This window comes from Streptomyces cyslabdanicus, assembly GCF_052663305.1.
The window spans coordinates 274,142-290,497 of the sequence record NZ_JBQRUW010000003.1 but is presented as its reverse complement, the minus strand read 5'-3'; the positions used below and the strand labels follow the sequence as shown (position 1 = coordinate 290,497).

Genomic DNA, 16,356 nt, shown 5'->3' with positions numbered 1-16,356 from the left:
CCCTCTTCGGGGAGTAGGGGCCTTCCGGGCCGCCTCTCAGTTGCTGTCCCCCGCGACGGTTCGGCTCTCTCGTCCTACGGCCGGGTGTCCTCCGGGAGCGACACCAGCCAGCGGGTGTCGCGGCGGGGACGGAGGTAGAGGGCCCAGTAGAGGGTGGCGACTGCCATGATGCCGCCGGTCAACAGCAGGTAGGTGATCTCCTGCCGGCTGAGGATGTAGGCCAGGAGTGCGATGAGCAGCACGGGCACGGCCGGCCACAAGGGCATGCGCCACGCGGGTGTGTGCTTGTGGGAGCCGCGGCGGGCCAGCAGCGCGCCGACGGCGACGAGCAGGTACATCCCGGTCACGGACACGCCCGTGACGCCGTACAGGGTGTCCAGGTTGACAAAGCACAGCAGCGCGCCGGGCACGCCCACCGCGAGGGTGGCGACCCACGGGGAGCCGAAGCGGCCGAGCTTGGAGAAGGCCTTGTTGACCTGCTCCGGCCAGGCCTTGTCGCGGGCGGAGGCGAACAGGACACGGGAGTTCTGGATGACCATGACGATGCCGGCGTTGATGATCGCCAGGGCCACGCACAGGCTGACGAAGGTGCCGACCGCGGAGTTGGACCAGGCGATCACCATGGCGCTCAGGTTGCCGCTGGTCAGCTCCTTGATGTCGGAGGCGCCCATGGTGATGGCGACGACCGGCACGAGGATGATCACGGAGGAGATGGCGAGGGTGGCGAGCACCGTGCGGGCGACGTTGCGGCGCGGGTTCTCCAGCTCCTCGGAGAGGTAGACGGCGGTGGAGAAGCCCTGCGTGGCGAAGAGCGCGATGGCGAGCCCGGAGATGACGAGCATGGCCGTCACGGTGTCGGTGTGGCCGCCGGAGCCGGCCACCTGCATGGAGACCAGGCTGCCGACGCCCCGGTGGCTGTGCGCGAAGCCCAGCAGGGCGACCACACCGGCGGCGATGACCTCCAGGACGAGGAAGATGCCGGTGATCCAGGCGTTGGCGCGCAGGTCCAGAAGGCCGGCGAGGGTGGCCATGAGCATCACGCCGGCGCCGGTCAGAGCCGGGTCGAGGTGCACGAGCGGCGCCAGGTAGTCCGCGGTGCCCATCGCGATCACCGGCGGGACGATCATGACGACGAGCAGGGACAGCACGAAGACCAGCCAGCCCGCCAGCCGCCCGGCCATGGTCGACACCATGGCGTACTCGCCGCCCGCGCTGGGGATGAGGGTGCCCAGCTCGGAGTAGCAGAACGCCACGGCGACGCACAGCAGGGAGCCGACGGCGAGCGTCAGGGCGGTGGCGGTGCCGAGCGAGCCGAGGAGGTCGGGGACGACCACGAAGAGGGTGGAGGCGGGGGTCACGCACGAGAGGGTGAGGAGGGTGCCGCCGACGACCCCGATGGAACGCTTGAGCTGGGCGGGGCTGTCCGTCGTCTCTGGGGGACCGCCGGCCACGTCCGGGACGGCGTTCTCGACAGAGCGGAGCATGTCGGTCATGCAGCGGTTCCGATCGACTTGTGCAACGAGTGAGGGGCCGGGGAGCGCGCTATCGCCTCCGGCGGTTCGCGGTCCTTCGCACTCTCGTCCGCTCCCGGCCGCATCATCGAACATCAACGAAAACCGCTGAGTCAATGGTCGTTAACCTACGGAATCCGTGGCAGAACAGCGATCTACAACTGATTCACGCGCCGAACGGTCCCATTGTTCGGGCCCTTACAGGCGTGCGGGAACCGTAGCGAACCCTCGAAAAAAGACGAGGCCGTCCGCATATCGGACGGCCTCGTCATCGCCTGCGGCGACGGTCGGGACGACGGTCGGGGAGTACGACCGTCAGGGGTCGCGACGGTCAGTGGTTGCGCGGGAACCCGAGGTCCACGCCCGCCGGGGCCTCGGACGGGTCCGGCCAGCGGGTGGTGACGACCTTGCCGCGAGTGTAGAAGTGCGTGCCGTCGTTGCCGTAGATGTGGTGGTCGCCGAAGAGCGAGTCCTTCCAGCCGCCGAAGGAGTGGTAGCCCACCGGCACCGGGATCGGCACGTTGACGCCGACCATGCCGGCCTCGATCTCCAGCTGGAAGCGGCGGGCCGCGCCGCCGTCCCGGGTGAAGATCGCGGTGCCGTTGCCGAACGGCGAGGCGTTGATGAGCGCCACGCCCTCCTCGTAGGTGTCCACGCGCAGCACGCACAGCACCGGGCCGAAGATCTCGTCCTGGTAGGCCTTGGCACCGGTCGGCACCTTGTCGAGGAGCGAGATGCCGATCCAGTGGCCGTCCTCGAAGCCCTCGACCGTGTAGCCGGTGCCGTCCAGGACGACCTCGGCGCCCTCGCCCGCGGCGTTCTCCACGTACGAGGCCACCTTGTCGCGGTGCACCTTGGTGATCAGCGGGCCCATCTCGGAGGACGGGTCGCTGCCCGGACCGATCTTGATCTTCTCCGCGCGCTCACGGATCTTCTCCACCAGCTCGTCGCCGATGGAACCGACGGCGACGACGGCCGAGATGGCCATGCAGCGCTCGCCCGCCGAGCCGTACGCGGCCGAGACGGCGGCATCGGCGGCCGCGTCCAGGTCGGCGTCCGGCAGCACCAGCATGTGGTTCTTGGCGCCGCCCAGGGCCTGTACACGCTTGCCGTTCGCGGAGGCGGTGGTGTGGATGTAACGGGCGATCGGGGTGGAGCCGACGAAGGAGACCGCCTTGACGTCCGGGTGCTCCAGGAGGCGGTCCACGGCCACCTTGTCGCCGTGGACCACGTTGAAGACGCCGTCGGGCAGCCCGGCCTCGGCCAGCAGCTCGGCGATCTTCAGGGCGGCCGACGGGTCCTTCTCGCTCGGCTTCAGCACGAAGGTGTTGCCGCACGCGATGGCGATGGGGAACATCCACATCGGGACCATCGCCGGGAAGTTGAACGGCGTGATGCCGGCGACCACGCCCAGCGGCTGCCGGATCGAGGACACGTCGACGCGGGTGGCGACCTGCGTGGACAGCTCACCCTTGAGCTGCACGTTGATACCGCAGGCCAGGTCGACGATCTCCAGGCCGCGCGCGACCTCGCCGAGCGCGTCGGAGTGCACCTTGCCGTGCTCGGCGGTGATCAGCTCGGCGATCTCGTCGCGGTGGGCGTCCAGCAGCGCGCGGAACTTGAACAGGATCGAGGTCCGCTGGGCCAGCGAGGACTGCCCCCAGGTCAGGTACGCGTCCTTGGCGGCGGCGACCGCGGCGTCCACCTCCTCCACGGAGGCGAACGCGACCTTCGTGGTGACCTCGCCGGTCGCCGGGTCCGTGACCGGCCCGTACGTCCCCGAGGCGCCTTCGACGGTCTTCCCGCCGATCCAGTGGTTGACGATCTTCGTCATGCCCGGTTACTCCTTCGCAGATGGCGGCGACGGGTCGAAGCGTGCCGTTCGCGGTGCTCATGCGGCGTGACCGGCGACGGGCGCGTCGCGGTCCCGACCACAGCTCCATCCCACCAGGCCCGCGCCGAGTGCGCGCCCGACACTGTGTCTGCGGTTTCCGTCTCCCCGTAGACACATGTGGGAGTGTCCGGCGCCGCGCCCCGGCGCGGACGGCGTGCGGATTCCGCAGGCGGGCGGAGTGCGGCCGCCGCCCCGCGGTGGGTCGTCGGGACCTCCGGCGCGGGGCCGTAGCGGGCGGGGAGTCGACGCTCGCACTTCGCTCCTGCCAGGGCGAAGCGGCGTCCCGCGCCGGAGGCGTTCTGTGCCCGGGCGCCACGGGGCGCGTGCGGGTCTCCACCCAGCGTGCCCTCGCCGCTCGGGTGGGGAAACTCTCGGCCGGCCGTGCCGTCCCGGGCGCGCCGCACGCACGGCCTCGCGGTGTTCAGGTCGCACGCCATCGGCCGCCCTCGGCTTTCCTTCGCCTCGACTCCCCGGTTCCCCCGGTTCTAGTGCCGGGCACGGATCCTGTCAATGCTTTGTCCGGACATACGGACGAGAGAGTCGGCCATCCGGTCGCGCCGGCCCTCGGCACGCGGGTCGCCTGCCTCAGATGTGTCACAAAAACCTCTGCCGTGTCACACATGTCGCGGGTGCGCGGCCCCTCGGTCACACCCGGCCGACAACCGCTTGCCGGTCCGCGGTCCGTGTCGTTCACCGATCACAGGCTTGGAGATCGCCAGCGCGGCGCCCGGCTCCCCCTGACGGCCTCTCCGGCCGCCGCCGTGGCGCGCGCGAGGAGGTGCACGTCATGACCGACCGAAAGCTCTGGTCGTACAAGGAGATCGCGGCGCACATCCGGGTGCAGCCGGACACCGTGCGGTCCTACCGCAAGCACGGTCTGCTGCCGCCACCCGACCATGTGGAGCGCGGCCGGCCCTACTGGTACGCCGACACGGTCCGCGCCTGGGTCGCCGCCCGGCCCGGCAACCGCGGCCGCAGAGTCGACTGAACCGCCGCCGGGCCACGGGCCCGGCCCTCTTCTCCGTTCGCCGACACGACGGTGCCCCACCGCGCGCGGGGCACCGTCGTGTCGGTCAGCTCCAGGGCTCGATGACCGTGACCCCGGATCCCGGTGCGGTGCCCATCGCCGCGAGCGCGTCCGGGACGGCCGCCAGCGGGATGGCCGACGTCACCAGCAGGTCGGGGCGCAGCACACCGGCCCGTACCAGCTCCATCAGCTGCGGATAGGCGTGCGCGGCCATGCCGTGGCTGCCCAGGATTTCGAGCTCGAGGGCGATCGCGCGCGCCATGGGCACCGGGGTGGTGCCCGTCATGGAGGGCAGCAGACCGACCTGGACGTGACGGCCCCGGCGGCGCAGACCGTTGACCGAGGCCGCACAGGTGGCGGGCGAGCCGAGCGCGTCGAGCGAGACGTGCGCGCCGCCGCCGGTCACCTCGCGCACCCGCTCCGCCGTGTCCGGCACGGCGGACGCGTCCACGCACTGCGCGGCGCCGAACCTGCGTGCCAGGTCCAGGGCCCGGGCGGACACGTCCACCGCGACCACCCTGGCCCCCGCGGCCGCGGCGATCATCACCGCCGACAGGCCCACGCCCCCGCAGCCGTGCACGGCGACCCAGTCCCCGGCGGCGGTCCGGCCCTGCTGGACCACCGCGCGGTACGCCGTGGCGAACCGGCAGCCGAGCGAGGCCGCCGTGGCGAACGACAGCCCCTCGGGCACGGCGACCAGGTTCACGTCGGCGTGGTCGAGCGCCACGTACTGGGCGAACGAGCCCCAGTGCGTGAAGCCCGGCTGGGTCTGCCGCTCGCACACCTGCTGGTCGCCCGCCGCGCAGGCGGGGCAGCTGCCGCAGGCGCAGACGAAGGGGACGGTCACCCGGTCGCCGGGCCGCCAGCGGGTCACCCGGGAGCCCACTTCCTCGACGGTCCCGGCGAGCTCGTGTCCCGGCACGTGCGGCAGCGTGATGTCGGGGTCGTGGCCCTGCCAGCCGTGCCAGTCGCTGCGGCACAGGCCGGTCGCCCCGACCCGCACCACGACCCCGTGCTCCGCGGGGCTCGGGTCGGCCACCTCGCGCACCTCGGCCGGCTCCCCGTACCGCTCGAACACCACAGCCCGCATCGCCGCTCGCCTTCCGTCCGATATGTCCGCGGCCCACCGCCGCCGGCGAAACCGTAGTACGCGGGCACATCCCCGGGTGCGGGCGGCCGGCCCCGTGCGCCGGTTTCCAGGCCCGGTGCACTGCGCACTGCGTACTGACGTGCGGGTCCGGCTTCCGGGGCCGGGTCGCCGAGGAGCGCGACGCCGCGCGTGCGACCCTGCCGGTACCGGCACGGATCCGGCTCCCTCCTCCGCCTAGTGCTGTGACCGGAAAGGTTTGCCGGGAAGCTCGCGGCGTCCGGTGCTGGGGGTACCTCCCACGCCGTTCAGGCAGTGGGGGAGCATCGCAAGGCGGAGCATCGCCCGCGTACTGGATGTACTCGGGTGATGCGACAACGCGGCGAGGTGCCGTGCCGGGCGCCGCGAGCCGGTGAACCTTTCCGGTCGCAGCACTAGGACACGTCCCGCCGACACCGCCCGCGCCCCACCCCGTTGCCGGTGACCGCTCGGCGACCCGGCCGAGGTTCCTCCAGGGGAATACCCCCTAGGGGTATAGTGTTGAAAGATGACGGGCCCCCGTGGCCCCCCGTGCCCCACCCACCACGACGAGGAGAACGACATGACCACCCAGACCGGCACCCCGGACGCCGTCACCACCGTCTACAAGGTGAGCGGGATGAGCTGCGGACACTGCGAGGGTTCCGTGTCCGCCGAGATCTCCGAGCTGCCCGGCGTCAGCTCGGTGAAGGCCGTCGCCTCCAGTGGTGAGGTCACCGTCGTCTCCGCCTCCGCGCTGGACCTGGAGGCCGTGCGCGCCGCCGTGGACGAGGCCGGCTTCGAACTCGTCGGCGAGGCCTGACGAGGGCCGGGACGCCCGCCCGTACGCCGTCTGGAGTGCCAGGATGAACACCCGCACCGCCCCGCAGACGTCCCCGGCCGACCGGCCGGACGCCGCCGAGGTCGAGCTACTCATCGGGGGAATGACCTGCGCGTCCTGCGCCGCCCGCGTCGAGAAGAAGCTCAACCGCATGGACGGCGTCACCGCGACGGTCAACTTCGCCACGGAGAAGGCCAGGGTCTCGCACCCCGCCGGGGTGTCGGTCGCCGATCTGATCGCCACCGTGGTCAGGACCGGGTACACGGCCGAGCAGCCCCCGCCGCCGGCCCCCGCACCGGCCGCGGCCGCGGAGTCCCGGCCGGACGGGGAACGGGCGCCGCGGGATCCGGAGACGGCCTCCCTGCGTGGGCGCCTGATCGTCTCCGCGCTCCTCGCCGCTCCCGTCGTGCTGCTGTCGATGGTTCCGGCTCTTCAGTTCACGTACTGGCAGTGGCTCTCGCTGACCCTCGCCGCGCCGGTCGTCGTCTGGGGCGCGCTGCCGTTCCACCGGGCGGCCCTGACCAACGCCCGGCACGGCGCGGCCACGATGGACACCCTGGTCTCGATCGGCACCCTGGCCGCGTTCGGCTGGTCGCTGTGGGCGCTGTTCCTGGGCGATGCGGGCATGCCCGGCATGCGCCATGAGTTCGGGCTGACCGTCTCCCGGTCGGACGCGGCCTCCACGATCTACCTGGAGGTCGCGGCCGGGGTCGTCGCGTTCATCCTGCTCGGCCGTCATCTGGAGGCCCGCTCCAAGCGGCGGGCGGGCGCCGCGCTGCGGGCACTGCTGGAACTGGGCGCGAAGGACGTCTCCGTCCTGCGCGACGGGGCGGAGACGAGGATCCCGGTGGCCGCGCTGGCGGTCGGCGACCGGTTCGTCGTACGGCCCGGCGAGAAGATCGCCACCGACGGCACCGTCGTCGAGGGCGCCTCGGCGGTCGACGCCTCGATGCTCACCGGCGAGTCGGTGCCCGTGGACGTCGGCCCCGGCGCCGCGGTCACCGGCGCCACGGTCAACGCGGGCGGCCGGCTCGTCGTCGAGGCCACCCGGGTCGGCGCGGACACCCGGCTCGCGCGGATGGCGCAGTTCGTCGAGGACGCGCAGAGCGGCAAGGCCGAGGTGCAGCGGCTGGCGGACCGCATATCGGCGGTCTTCGTGCCGGTCGTCCTGCTCATCGCCGTCGCCACCCTGCTCACCTGGCTGTTCACCACCGGTGACGCGACCGCCGCGTTCACCGCGGCCGTCGCGGTGCTGATCATCGCCTGCCCGTGCGCGCTGGGCCTGGCCACGCCGACCGCGCTGATGGTCGGCACCGGTCGGGGCGCCCAGCTGGGCATCCTCATCAAGGGCCCCGAGGTGCTGGAGTCCACCCGCCGTGTGGACACCGTGGTCCTGGACAAGACCGGAACGGTCACCACGGGCCGGATGACCCTCCAGGAGGTGTACGCCGCCGAGGGCACCGACGAGAAGCAACTGCTGCGCCTCGCGGGCGCGCTGGAGCACGCGTCCGAGCACCCGATCGCGCGGGCCGTGGCCGCCGGCGCCGAGGAGCGGGTCGGACCGCTGCCCCCGGTCGAGCACTTCGAGAACGTCCCCGGACGCGGCGTACGCGGGCGCGTGGAGGGCCATGACGTCGCCGTGGGGCGTGACCTCACCGACCTCACAGACCTCACCGTCGAGCTGCCCGAGGAGGTGGCCCGCGCCCGGCGCGAGGCGGAGGCCGTTGGCCGTACGGCGGTCGTCGTCGGCTGGGACGGGACGGCACGTGGTGTCATCACCGTCGCGGACGCCGTCAAGGAGACCAGCGCGCAGGCGGTGGCGATGTTGCGCGCGCTGGGGCTGCGCCCGGTGCTGCTGACCGGCGACAACCGCGCCGTCGCCGAGGCCGTGGCACGGGCCGTCGGGATCGATCCGGACGACGTGGTCGCCGAGGTGCTGCCCGAGGAGAAGGTCGCGACCGTCGAGCAGCTGCGGGCCGAGGGACGCACGGTGGCGATGGTCGGCGACGGGGTCAACGACGCCGCCGCGCTCGCCACCGCCGATCTGGGCCTGGCCATGGGCACCGGGACGGACGCCGCCATCGAGGCCGGCGACCTGACCCTGGTGCGCGGGGACCTCCGGGTGGCCGCGGACGCCATCCGCCTGTCCCGGCGGACGCTGGCCACCATCAAGGGCAACCTCGTGTGGGCCTTCGGCTACAACGTGGCCGCGCTGCCGCTGGCCGCCGCCGGGCTGCTCAACCCGATGATCGCGGGAGCGGCGATGGCGTTCTCGTCGGTGTTCGTGGTGACGAACAGTCTGCGGCTGCGCACGTTCCGTTGAATGAAAACCAGTCGAGACCGAAGTAAGAGTCCCTCTAGAGTCCGACGCGCACCTCACATAAGCTCTTCACAAGGCTCGCGCATCATCCTTACGCTGGGGTCCCGGTCGCCATACTTGGGCTCTTGCGTACCTAAAGGGACATATGCAAGAGACGCAGATCACAGTGATGTGAACGTAACCATCGAAGGGGTTCGAAGGTCTAAGTTGGCGATGTCGGGCAGCGTCTTGGGGGGCGCTGACCGGCACTGGGGATGTCTTGGGGGACTTCCCCAGAGGTGCGTTGCCGGGGCACGTACACCGGGAAGCTTTGAGCGGCCCTCCCGCGCGTGCGCGTCCCGGCAGACCGCACAGCACAAGGTGCGACGAGTTCTGCTCGTTGTGCTCACAGCGATTCAGGCGCTGGTCCTTTAACGCCCGGCCGGATCCCGTGGGGGGAATCCGCACCGGGACATGGGAAGGCGCCCTGGTCGTCGGCCCGTGGGGGGACCGGCGTGCCGGGGCGCCTTCCGCTTCTTCCGTGTTTCTTCCCCCGCACAGCACGAGGCCCCGCACCCGCGAGAACGCGCGGATACGGGGCCGGTGACGCTACGCGGCCGGTGGCGCCGCCGGGAGGCTCAGCGCCCCTCGACCGGGACGAAGTCGCGCTCGACCACGCCCGTGTAGATCTGGCGCGGGCGACCGATGCGGGAGCCCGGCTCCTTGATCATCTCGTGCCACTGGGCGATCCAGCCCGGCAGCCGGCCGAGGGCGAACAGGACCGTGAACATCTCGGTCGGGAAGCCCATGGCCCGGTAGATCAGACCGGTGTAGAAGTCGACGTTCGGGTAGAGCTTGCGCTCGACGAAGTAGTCGTCGGACAGCGCGTGCTCCTCCAGCTTCAGGGCGATGTCGAGGAGCTCGTCCTCCTTGCCCAGCGCGGAGAGCACGTCGTGCGCGGCGGCCTTGATGATCTTGGCGCGCGGGTCGAAGTTCTTGTAGACCCGGTGGCCGAAGCCCATCAGGCGGACGCCGTCCTCCTTGTTCTTCACCTTGCGGATGAAGGTGTCGACGCCGTTGCCCGAGTCGCGGATGCCCTCGAGCATCTCCAGGACAGACTGGTTGGCGCCGCCGTGCAGCGGGCCCCACAGGGCGCTGATGCCGGCCGAGATCGAGGCGAACATGTTGGCCTGCGAGGAGCCGACCAGGCGGACCGTGGAGGTCGAGCAGTTCTGCTCGTGGTCGGCGTGCAGGATCAGCAGCTTGTCGAGCGCGGAGACCACGACCGGGTCCAGGTCGAACTCCTGCGCGGGGACCGAGAAGGTCATGCGCAGGAAGTTCTCGACGTAACCGAGGTCGTTGCGCGGGTAGACGAACGGGTGGCCGATCGACTTCTTGTACGCGTACGCCGCGATCGTCGGGAGCTTGGCGAGCAGCCGGATGGTGGAGAGGTTGCGCTGCTTCTCGTCGAACGGGTTGTGGCTGTCCTGGTAGAAGGTCGACAGCGCCGAGACGACCGACGACAGCATCGCCATCGGGTGGGCATCGCGCGGGAAGCCCGTGTAGAAGTTCTTGACGTCCTCGTGCAGCAGGGTGTGCTGCGTGATCTCGTTCTTGAACGTGGAGAGCTCGTCGACGGTCGGCAGCTCACCGTTGATCAGCAGGTAGGCCACCTCCAGGAAGGTGGAGCGCTCGGCCAGCTGCTCGATCGGGTAGCCGCGGTACCGGAGGATGCCCTGCTCACCGTCGAGATAGGTGACGGCGGATTTGTACGCGGCCGTGTTGCCGTACCCGCTGTCCAAGGTCACGAGACCGGTCTGGGCGCGCAGCTTCCCGATGTCGAAGCCCTTGTCGCCGACGGTGCTGTCGACCACCGGGTAGGTGTACTCGCCGCCGTCGTACCGCAGAACTACAGAGTTGTCGCTCACGTCTTCCCTCACCGACGTAGTGCCTCATCTTCGAGGTGCCCTGACTGTCTCTACCATCCCCCATTTGGCTCAGGAGAGTGCACTCGGGGTCGACCATTGGGCCCATTGGCGGCACTCAGTGCCGTCAACCTGCTCATCCTGCCCCCTCGCTCCGGCCACGGGAAGTGCTGTGTGACCTTTACGACTCATTTGATCGATCATTTTTTGTGACGCGGCGTCAGACAGTGGGTTACGGCCCCACCGGAGGGCGGTTTTCAGCCGCCGCCGAGGCGGAAGTCCAGGGCCGTGCAGCGCCGTCCCGCCGACACCGTGCGCACCGCCTGACCGATCGCCCTGCGCGACCCGACGAGGACGACCAGCTTCTTGGCCCGGGTCACCGCCGTGTAGAGCAGGTTGCGCTGGAGCATCATCCAGGCTCCGGTGGTGACCGGGATCACCACGGCCGGATACTCGCTGCCCTGGGAACGGTGGATGGTCACCGCGTACGCGTGCGCCAGTTCGTCCAGCTCGTCGAACTCGTACGGAACCTCCTCGTCCTCGTCCGTCCGCACCGTCAGACGCTGGTCGACCGGGTCGAGCGAGGTGACCACGCCCACGGTGCCGTTGAAGACACCGTTCGCCCCCTTCTCGTAATTGTTGCGAATCTGGGTGACCTTGTCTCCGACCCGGAAGACACGGCCGCCGAACCGCTTCTCCGGCAGGTCGGGCCGGCCCGGCGTGACCGCCTGCTGGAGCAGTCCGTTCAGCGTGCCGGCGCCTGCCGGGCCGCGGTGCATGGGCGCGAGCACCTGCACGTCCCGGCGCGGGTCCAGCCCGAACCGGGCCGGGATCCGCCGCGCCGCCACGTCCACGGTGAGCCGGCCGGCCTCCTCGGTGTCGTCCTCGACGAACAGGAAGAAGTCCCTCATGCCGTCGGTCAGCGGATGCTGCCCGGCGTTGATCCGGTGCGCGTTGGTCACCACTCCCGACTGCTGGGCCTGGCGGAAGACACGGGTGAGGCGGACGGCGGGCACCGGGCCGCCGTCGGCGAGCAGGTCGCGCAGCACCTCCCCGGCGCCCACGCTGGGGAGCTGGTCCACGTCCCCGACGAGCAGCAGGTGCGCGCCCGGGGGCACGGCCTTGACCAGTTTGTTGGCCAGCAGCAGGTCCAGCATGGACGCCTCGTCCACGACCACCAGGTCGGCGTCCAGGGGGCGGTCCCGGTCGTAGGCCGCGTCCCCGCCGGGCTTGAGCTCCAGCAGGCGGTGCACGGTGGAGGCGTCGGCGCCGGTGAGCTCCGACAGGCGCTTGGCGGCCCGGCCGGTGGGCGCGGCCAGCACCACCTTGGCCTTCCTGGCCCGCGCCAGCTCCACGATCGAGCGCACCGTGAAGGACTTGCCGCAGCCGGGGCCGCCGGTCAGCACGGCCACCTTCTCGGTCAGCGCCAGCCTGACCGCCGCCTCCTGCTCGGGGGCGAGGTCGGTCCCCGTGCGGCCCTTCAGCCAGGCCAGCGCCTTGTCCCAGGCCACGTCCCGGAAGGCGGGCATCCGGTCCGTGTCGGCGCGCAGCAGGCGCAGCAGCTGGGCGGACAGGGACAGCTCGGCGCGGTGGAAGGGGACGAGGTAGATCGCCGTCACCGCCTCGCCGCCGTCCGGACCCGGCACCTTCTCCCGCACGACACCGGGGTCGGCGCCGTCCTCGGAGGGCTCGGCGAGTTCGGCGAGGCACTCGATGACCAGCCCGGTGTCCACCTGGAGGAGCTTGACCGCGTCCGTGATCAGCCGTTCTTCCGGCAGGAAGCAGTGGCCCTGGTCGGTGGACTGCGACAGCGCGTACTGGAGGCCCGCCTTGACCCGCTCCGGGCTGTCGTGCGGGATGCCGACCGACTGCGCGATCTTGTCGGCGGTCAGGAAGCCGATGCCCCAGACGTCGGCGGCCAGCCGGTACGGCTGGTTCTTCACCACCGAGATCGACGCGTCGCCGTACTTCTTGTAGATGCGCACCGCGATCGAGGTGGAGACCTCGACGGTCTGGAGGAAGAGCATGACCTCCTTGATCGCCTTCTGCTCCTCCCAGGCGTCGGCGATCTTCCTGGTCCGCTTGGGGCCGAGGCCGGGCACCTCGATCAGGCGCTTGGGCTCCTCCTCGATGACCTTCAGGGTGTCCAGGCCGAAGTGCTGGGTGATGCGGTCGGCGAAGACCGGTCCGATGCCCTTGACCAGGCCGGAGCCGAGATAGCGGCGGATGCCCTGGACGGTGGCCGGGAGCACGGTGGTGTAGTTGTCCACCTGGAACTGCTTGCCGTACTGCGGGTGGGAGCCCCAGCGGCCCTCCATGCGCAGCGACTCGCCGACCTGGGCGCCGAGCAGTGCGCCGACGACCGTCAGCAGGTCACCGGCGCCCCGGCCGGTGTCGACGCGGGCCACCGTGTAGCCGTTCTCCTCGTTGGCGTACGTGATCCGCTCGAGCACGCCCTCCAGCACGGCCGGACGCCGGTCCCCGGCACCGGCCTGCCCCCTCCGACTCGCGTCCGTGGTCATGACCCGACGGTACCGCCGGGTGGTGACAGCGCCGTCGAGCAGGCCGGGGCGGCCCGGCCCGCTCGCTCACCCGGCCTCGGACTTGGACTCGGACTCGGCGAGGGTGTGGGCGACCAGGGCGTTGGCGTGGCCGTGTCCCAGGCCGTGCTCGGCCTTGAGCCAGGTGACCAGTTCCATGTGCCTGGTCAGCGGCGAGGCGCGGATGAGGTCCTTCCACTCGGCGATCGGCCGGCCGTACTTCTTCTCGATGGAGGGGAAGTAGCTTGCGGGGCCCTTGGCGGCGGCGGTCATGGCGGGCTGCCTTCCTGTCGCGGACGGTGTCGTAGGTGATGACGGCCGCCGGAGGGCGAACTCATCGCTCGGGCGGGGGCGATTTCGCGCCACTCCCGGCCGCTAGACCTCCGGCTCCGGTTCCCCAGGGCAACGATCCGGCAACGGGCCCTTGCGATCAGCATGTGTAATCGTTTCCAATCGGTTCCAATCGTTTGCTGTAATCGATTCCACGAGGAGGTGGGAGGGCGATGGCGGGCATCAAGGACGTCGCCGCCGCGGCGGGCGTGTCCGTCGCCACGGTCTCGCGCGTCCTGAACGAGCATCCGTCGGTCAGCGCCGACGCACGCGCACGCGTGCTGGCCGCCGTCGAGGCGCTGGGCTACCGCCCGAACGCCGTCGCCCGGTCCCTGCGCACCCACCGGACCCGCACCCTGGGCCTGGTCATCAGCGACGTACTCAACCCCTACTTCACCGCTCTGGCCCGCTCGGTCGAGGAGGAGGCCCGCACCCTCGGCTACAGCGTGATCATCGGCAACGCCGACGAGCGGCCCGCCCTCCAGGACCACCACGTACGGACCCTGCTCGACCGCCGTATCGACGGCCTCCTGGTCTCCCCCACCGACGGCGGCTCCCCGCTGATGCTCGACGCCGCGCGCGCGGGTACGCCGATGGTGTTCGTGGACCGGTGGATCGGCGGCGTGGACGTGCCGGTGGTCCGCTCGGACGGGCGGGCGGCCGTACGGGACCTCGTCGCGCACCTGTACCGGCTGGGTCACCGGCGGCTCGCGATCATCGCGGGCCCCGCGGCCACCACCACCGGCCGCGAGCGCGTCGAGGCGTTCCGCGCGGCGCTGGCCGCCCACGGCGTGCCGCTCCCGGACGCATACATCGGCCAGGGCGACTTCAAGGCCGGGAGCGGCCGGCGGGTCACCGAGGGCTTCCTCGCCCTGCCCGTGCCTCCCGAGGCCGTCTTCGCCGCCGACAACCTGATGGCGCTCGGCGCGCTGGACGCCATCCGCGCGCGCGGACTGCGGGTGCCCGACGACATCGCGCTGGCCGCGTTCGACGACATCCCGTGGTTCCCGCACACCGACCCGCCGATCACCGCGATCGCCCAGCCCACCGGCGAACTGGGGCGGGCCGCCGTACGCGCCCTGGTCGACCGCATAGGGGGCCGGCCCGCGCGGTCCGTCACCCTCCCCGCCCGGCTGGTGGTACGCCGCTCCTGCGGCGAGCCGGGGCCGCGGCCGGGTGACGTGCGGCCCGGGGTCGACGCCCCGGTCACCACCGACCCCGCCACCGACCGCCGGAGCCCGGAATGGCCGGTTTCCGCCGGTCGACCGCCGGCTGCCCACCCCGATTGACCCCCGGTCGGCCCCCTCGTGAATCACCCCGGTAAGGAGAAAGCGCACATGTACGACTACGACCTCCTGGTCGTGGGGTCGGCCAACGCCGACCTGGTGATCGGTGTCGAGCGGCGGCCCGCCGCCGGTGAGACGGTGCTCGGTTCCGACCTGAGCGTCCACCCCGGCGGCAAGGGTGCCAACCAGGCCGCGGCCGCCGCCCGGCTCGGGGCCCGGACGGCCCTGCTGGCCCGGGTCGGCGACGACGACCACGGCCGGCTGCTGCTCGACGCCCAGCGCGCGGCCGGGGTCGACCCGGCGGGCGTGCTGGTGGGCGGGGCGACGACCGGGGTCGCACTGATCACGGTGGACCCGTCCGGGGACAACAGCATCGTGGTCTCGCCGGGTGCCAACGGCCGGCTCACCCCCGAGGACGTCCGCGCGGCCGGGGCCCTCCTGCGGACCTCGCGAGTGGTCTCCGCGCAGTTGGAGATCCCGCTGGAGACGGTCGAGGAGACGGCGCGGAACCTGGCGCCGGGAAGCCGCTTCGTGCTGAACCCCTCGCCGCCGCGCCCCCTGCCGCGGGAACTCCTGAAGGCCTGCGATCCGCTGATCGTGAACGAGCACGAGGCGAAGGTGATCCTGGGCGGGTCCGAGGCGGGCGACGCCCCCGAGGACTGGGCGCGGGACCTGCTCGCGCTCGGCCCTCGCTCGGTGGTGATCACCCTGGGCGGCGAGGGAGCGCTGGTGGCGTCCGTCGACGGGGTCGCCCGGGTCCCGTCCGTGAAGGTGGACGCCGTCGACACCACGGGCGCGGGCGACGCGTTCACCGCGGCGCTGGCCTGGCGGCTGGGCGCGGGCGCTTCCCTGGAGGAGGCCGCGGCCTACGCCGCCCGGGTCGGCGCGCTCGCCGTCACCCGGCGGGGCGCGCAGGAGTCCTATCCAACGGCGGCCGAGGTCGACGCCCTGTAAAAGGCCGGCGCCTTGTACAACAGGCCGGCACCCTGTGAGACAGGCCGGTCGGCGTCCTCGGCGGTCAGGAGCTCTCGGGGCTCTCCTCTTCGTCCCGCGGCCGCTGTCCGGCCTGCCGGGCCTCGGCCACCGCCTCACGTATCGCGCGGGGCGACCAGGGCCGCTGGAGAGCCAGTCGTCCGACGACGGAGCCCAGCCAGGCCGGGTCGCCGAACAGGTGCATCTCGCCTGCCTCGGAGGTCTGCGTCAACAGCTCTTCGAACAGTACGAGTTCGGTGCCACCATAGAAGCGGGGGTGCCGGCTGAAGCGGGCCACCCAGTTCTCGTAGGGGTGGCGCAGGGTCATGTGCAGGTAACCGCTGCCCCGCCCCCTCCAGGGGCCCGGCAAGCCGCCGAGCATCCCCATCGGGGAGTAGTTTCCCCTCGTCGGGTACTTGGCGCCCAGGGTGAAGAGAATTCCCGGCATGATCCTGGACCACGGGATCAGCTGCTCCTCCGAGTTCGGCTCGTGCTGATACAGCCCGTCCGCCCGGAGTTCGACCCAGTGGCTGCCCGGCCGGCTCCTCGGATCCCCCATCACCCAGCGGCCGTCGGTCAGTTCCAACGGCCCCAGGGACGTTCGCGTGTCCGTCTCGGTCATACGG

At 71.5% G+C, this 16,356-nt stretch carries 12 protein-coding genes and 1 pseudogene; 5 read left to right on the top strand and 8 right to left on the bottom strand.

The window, feature by feature from the left end; translation table 11 throughout:
- Nucleotides 1-74: 74 nt before the first annotated feature.
- The 3 genes and pseudogenes from ACTYVM_RS03515 to ACTYVM_RS03505 all read right to left on the bottom strand — a co-directional run.
- Nucleotides 75-1,493, bottom strand: a complete 1,419-nt coding sequence (locus ACTYVM_RS03515) for an APC family permease (protein WP_445524474.1) — start codon at nucleotides 1,491-1,493, stop codon at nucleotides 75-77.
- 349 nt (nucleotides 1,494-1,842) lie between these two features.
- Nucleotides 1,843-3,345: a CoA-acylating methylmalonate-semialdehyde dehydrogenase gene (mmsA, locus tag ACTYVM_RS03510; protein ID WP_445524473.1), complete on the bottom strand. Its 1,503-nt coding sequence runs from the start codon at nucleotides 3,343-3,345 to the stop codon at nucleotides 1,843-1,845.
- Nucleotides 3,342-3,539 (bottom strand): annotated as a pseudogene (locus ACTYVM_RS03505) (hypothetical protein); the annotation flags it as partial. The pseudogene ACTYVM_RS03505 and the gene mmsA, both read right to left, overlap by 4 nt.
- A gap of 653 nt (nucleotides 3,540-4,192) precedes the next feature.
- Here ACTYVM_RS03505 and ACTYVM_RS03500 point away from each other — a divergent pair.
- Nucleotides 4,193-4,393: a helix-turn-helix transcriptional regulator gene (locus ACTYVM_RS03500; protein WP_400034408.1), complete on the top strand. Its 201-nt coding sequence runs from the start codon at nucleotides 4,193-4,195 to the stop codon at nucleotides 4,391-4,393.
- An 85-nt stretch (nucleotides 4,394-4,478) separates the two neighbouring features.
- On the opposite strand, the gene ACTYVM_RS03495 is transcribed toward ACTYVM_RS03500, so the two are convergent.
- Complete coding sequence (locus ACTYVM_RS03495; RefSeq protein ID WP_445524472.1) at nucleotides 4,479-5,522, bottom strand: zinc-dependent alcohol dehydrogenase family protein; 1,044 nt, start codon at nucleotides 5,520-5,522, stop codon at nucleotides 4,479-4,481.
- 598 nt (nucleotides 5,523-6,120) lie between these two features.
- Between ACTYVM_RS03495 and ACTYVM_RS03490 the strand changes: the two genes are divergently transcribed.
- Complete coding sequence (locus tag ACTYVM_RS03490; RefSeq protein ID WP_445524471.1) at nucleotides 6,121-6,360, top strand: heavy-metal-associated domain-containing protein; 240 nt, start codon at nucleotides 6,121-6,123, stop codon at nucleotides 6,358-6,360.
- Between the two features lie 43 nt (nucleotides 6,361-6,403).
- Nucleotides 6,404-8,701 carry a heavy metal translocating P-type ATPase gene (locus tag ACTYVM_RS03485; protein ID WP_445524470.1) on the top strand — a complete coding sequence of 766 codons (2,298 nt, stop codon included), beginning with the start codon at nucleotides 6,404-6,406 and terminating at the stop codon, nucleotides 8,699-8,701.
- A gap of 614 nt (nucleotides 8,702-9,315) precedes the next feature.
- Here ACTYVM_RS03485 and ACTYVM_RS03480 read toward each other — a convergent pair.
- The 3 genes from ACTYVM_RS03480 to ACTYVM_RS03470 all read right to left on the bottom strand — a co-directional run bounded on the left by ACTYVM_RS03480 (nucleotide 9,316) and on the right by ACTYVM_RS03470 (nucleotide 13,415).
- Nucleotides 9,316-10,605 (bottom strand): citrate synthase, encoded by a 1,290-nt coding sequence (locus tag ACTYVM_RS03480; protein ID WP_445524469.1) that lies wholly within the window; start codon nucleotides 10,603-10,605, stop codon nucleotides 9,316-9,318.
- 254 nt (nucleotides 10,606-10,859) lie between these two features.
- Nucleotides 10,860-13,124: an SF1B family DNA helicase RecD2 gene (recD2, locus tag ACTYVM_RS03475; protein ID WP_445524468.1), complete on the bottom strand. Its 2,265-nt coding sequence runs from the start codon at nucleotides 13,122-13,124 to the stop codon at nucleotides 10,860-10,862.
- 66 nt (nucleotides 13,125-13,190) lie between these two features.
- Nucleotides 13,191-13,415 carry a DUF4287 domain-containing protein gene (locus ACTYVM_RS03470; protein WP_445524467.1) on the bottom strand — a complete coding sequence of 75 codons (225 nt, stop codon included), beginning with the start codon at nucleotides 13,413-13,415 and terminating at the stop codon, nucleotides 13,191-13,193.
- 230 nt (nucleotides 13,416-13,645) lie between these two features.
- On the opposite strand from ACTYVM_RS03470, the gene ACTYVM_RS03465 reads away from it, so the two are divergent.
- The gene (locus ACTYVM_RS03465; protein WP_445524466.1) at nucleotides 13,646-14,761 is read left to right on the top strand and encodes a LacI family DNA-binding transcriptional regulator; all 1,116 of its coding nucleotides are present in this window, start codon (nucleotides 13,646-13,648) and stop codon (nucleotides 14,759-14,761) included.
- Between the two features lie 48 nt (nucleotides 14,762-14,809).
- Nucleotides 14,810-15,712 carry a ribokinase gene (locus ACTYVM_RS03460; RefSeq protein ID WP_445524465.1) on the top strand — a complete coding sequence of 301 codons (903 nt, stop codon included), beginning with the start codon at nucleotides 14,810-14,812 and terminating at the stop codon, nucleotides 15,710-15,712.
- A 64-nt stretch (nucleotides 15,713-15,776) separates the two neighbouring features.
- Here the strand turns inward: ACTYVM_RS03460 and ACTYVM_RS03455 are convergent, their stop codons facing one another.
- Nucleotides 15,777-16,352, bottom strand: coding sequence for a hypothetical protein (locus ACTYVM_RS03455; RefSeq protein ID WP_445524464.1), 576 nt, complete (start codon nucleotides 16,350-16,352; stop codon nucleotides 15,777-15,779).
- Between the last annotated feature and the right edge of the window lie 4 nt (nucleotides 16,353-16,356).

Coding starts and splice junctions, on each gene's coding strand:
- ACTYVM_RS03455 (WP_445524464.1), bottom strand. CDS start 16,352: ATGACCGAGACGGACACGCGAACGTCCCTGGGGCCGTTGGAACTGACC.
- ACTYVM_RS03485 (WP_445524470.1), top strand. CDS start 6,404: ATGAACACCCGCACCGCCCCGCAGACGTCCCCGGCCGACCGGCCGGAC.
- ACTYVM_RS03465 (WP_445524466.1), top strand. CDS start 13,646: ATGGCGGGCATCAAGGACGTCGCCGCCGCGGCGGGCGTGTCCGTCGCC.
- mmsA (WP_445524473.1), bottom strand. CDS start 3,345: ATGACGAAGATCGTCAACCACTGGATCGGCGGGAAGACCGTCGAAGGC.
- ACTYVM_RS03470 (WP_445524467.1), bottom strand. CDS start 13,415: ATGACCGCCGCCGCCAAGGGCCCCGCAAGCTACTTCCCCTCCATCGAG.
- ACTYVM_RS03500 (WP_400034408.1), top strand. CDS start 4,193: ATGACCGACCGAAAGCTCTGGTCGTACAAGGAGATCGCGGCGCACATC.
- ACTYVM_RS03495 (WP_445524472.1), bottom strand. CDS start 5,522: ATGCGGGCTGTGGTGTTCGAGCGGTACGGGGAGCCGGCCGAGGTGCGC.
- ACTYVM_RS03490 (WP_445524471.1), top strand. CDS start 6,121: ATGACCACCCAGACCGGCACCCCGGACGCCGTCACCACCGTCTACAAG.
- recD2 (WP_445524468.1), bottom strand. CDS start 13,124: ATGACCACGGACGCGAGTCGGAGGGGGCAGGCCGGTGCCGGGGACCGG.
- ACTYVM_RS03460 (WP_445524465.1), top strand. CDS start 14,810: ATGTACGACTACGACCTCCTGGTCGTGGGGTCGGCCAACGCCGACCTG.
- ACTYVM_RS03515 (WP_445524474.1), bottom strand. CDS start 1,493: ATGACCGACATGCTCCGCTCTGTCGAGAACGCCGTCCCGGACGTGGCC.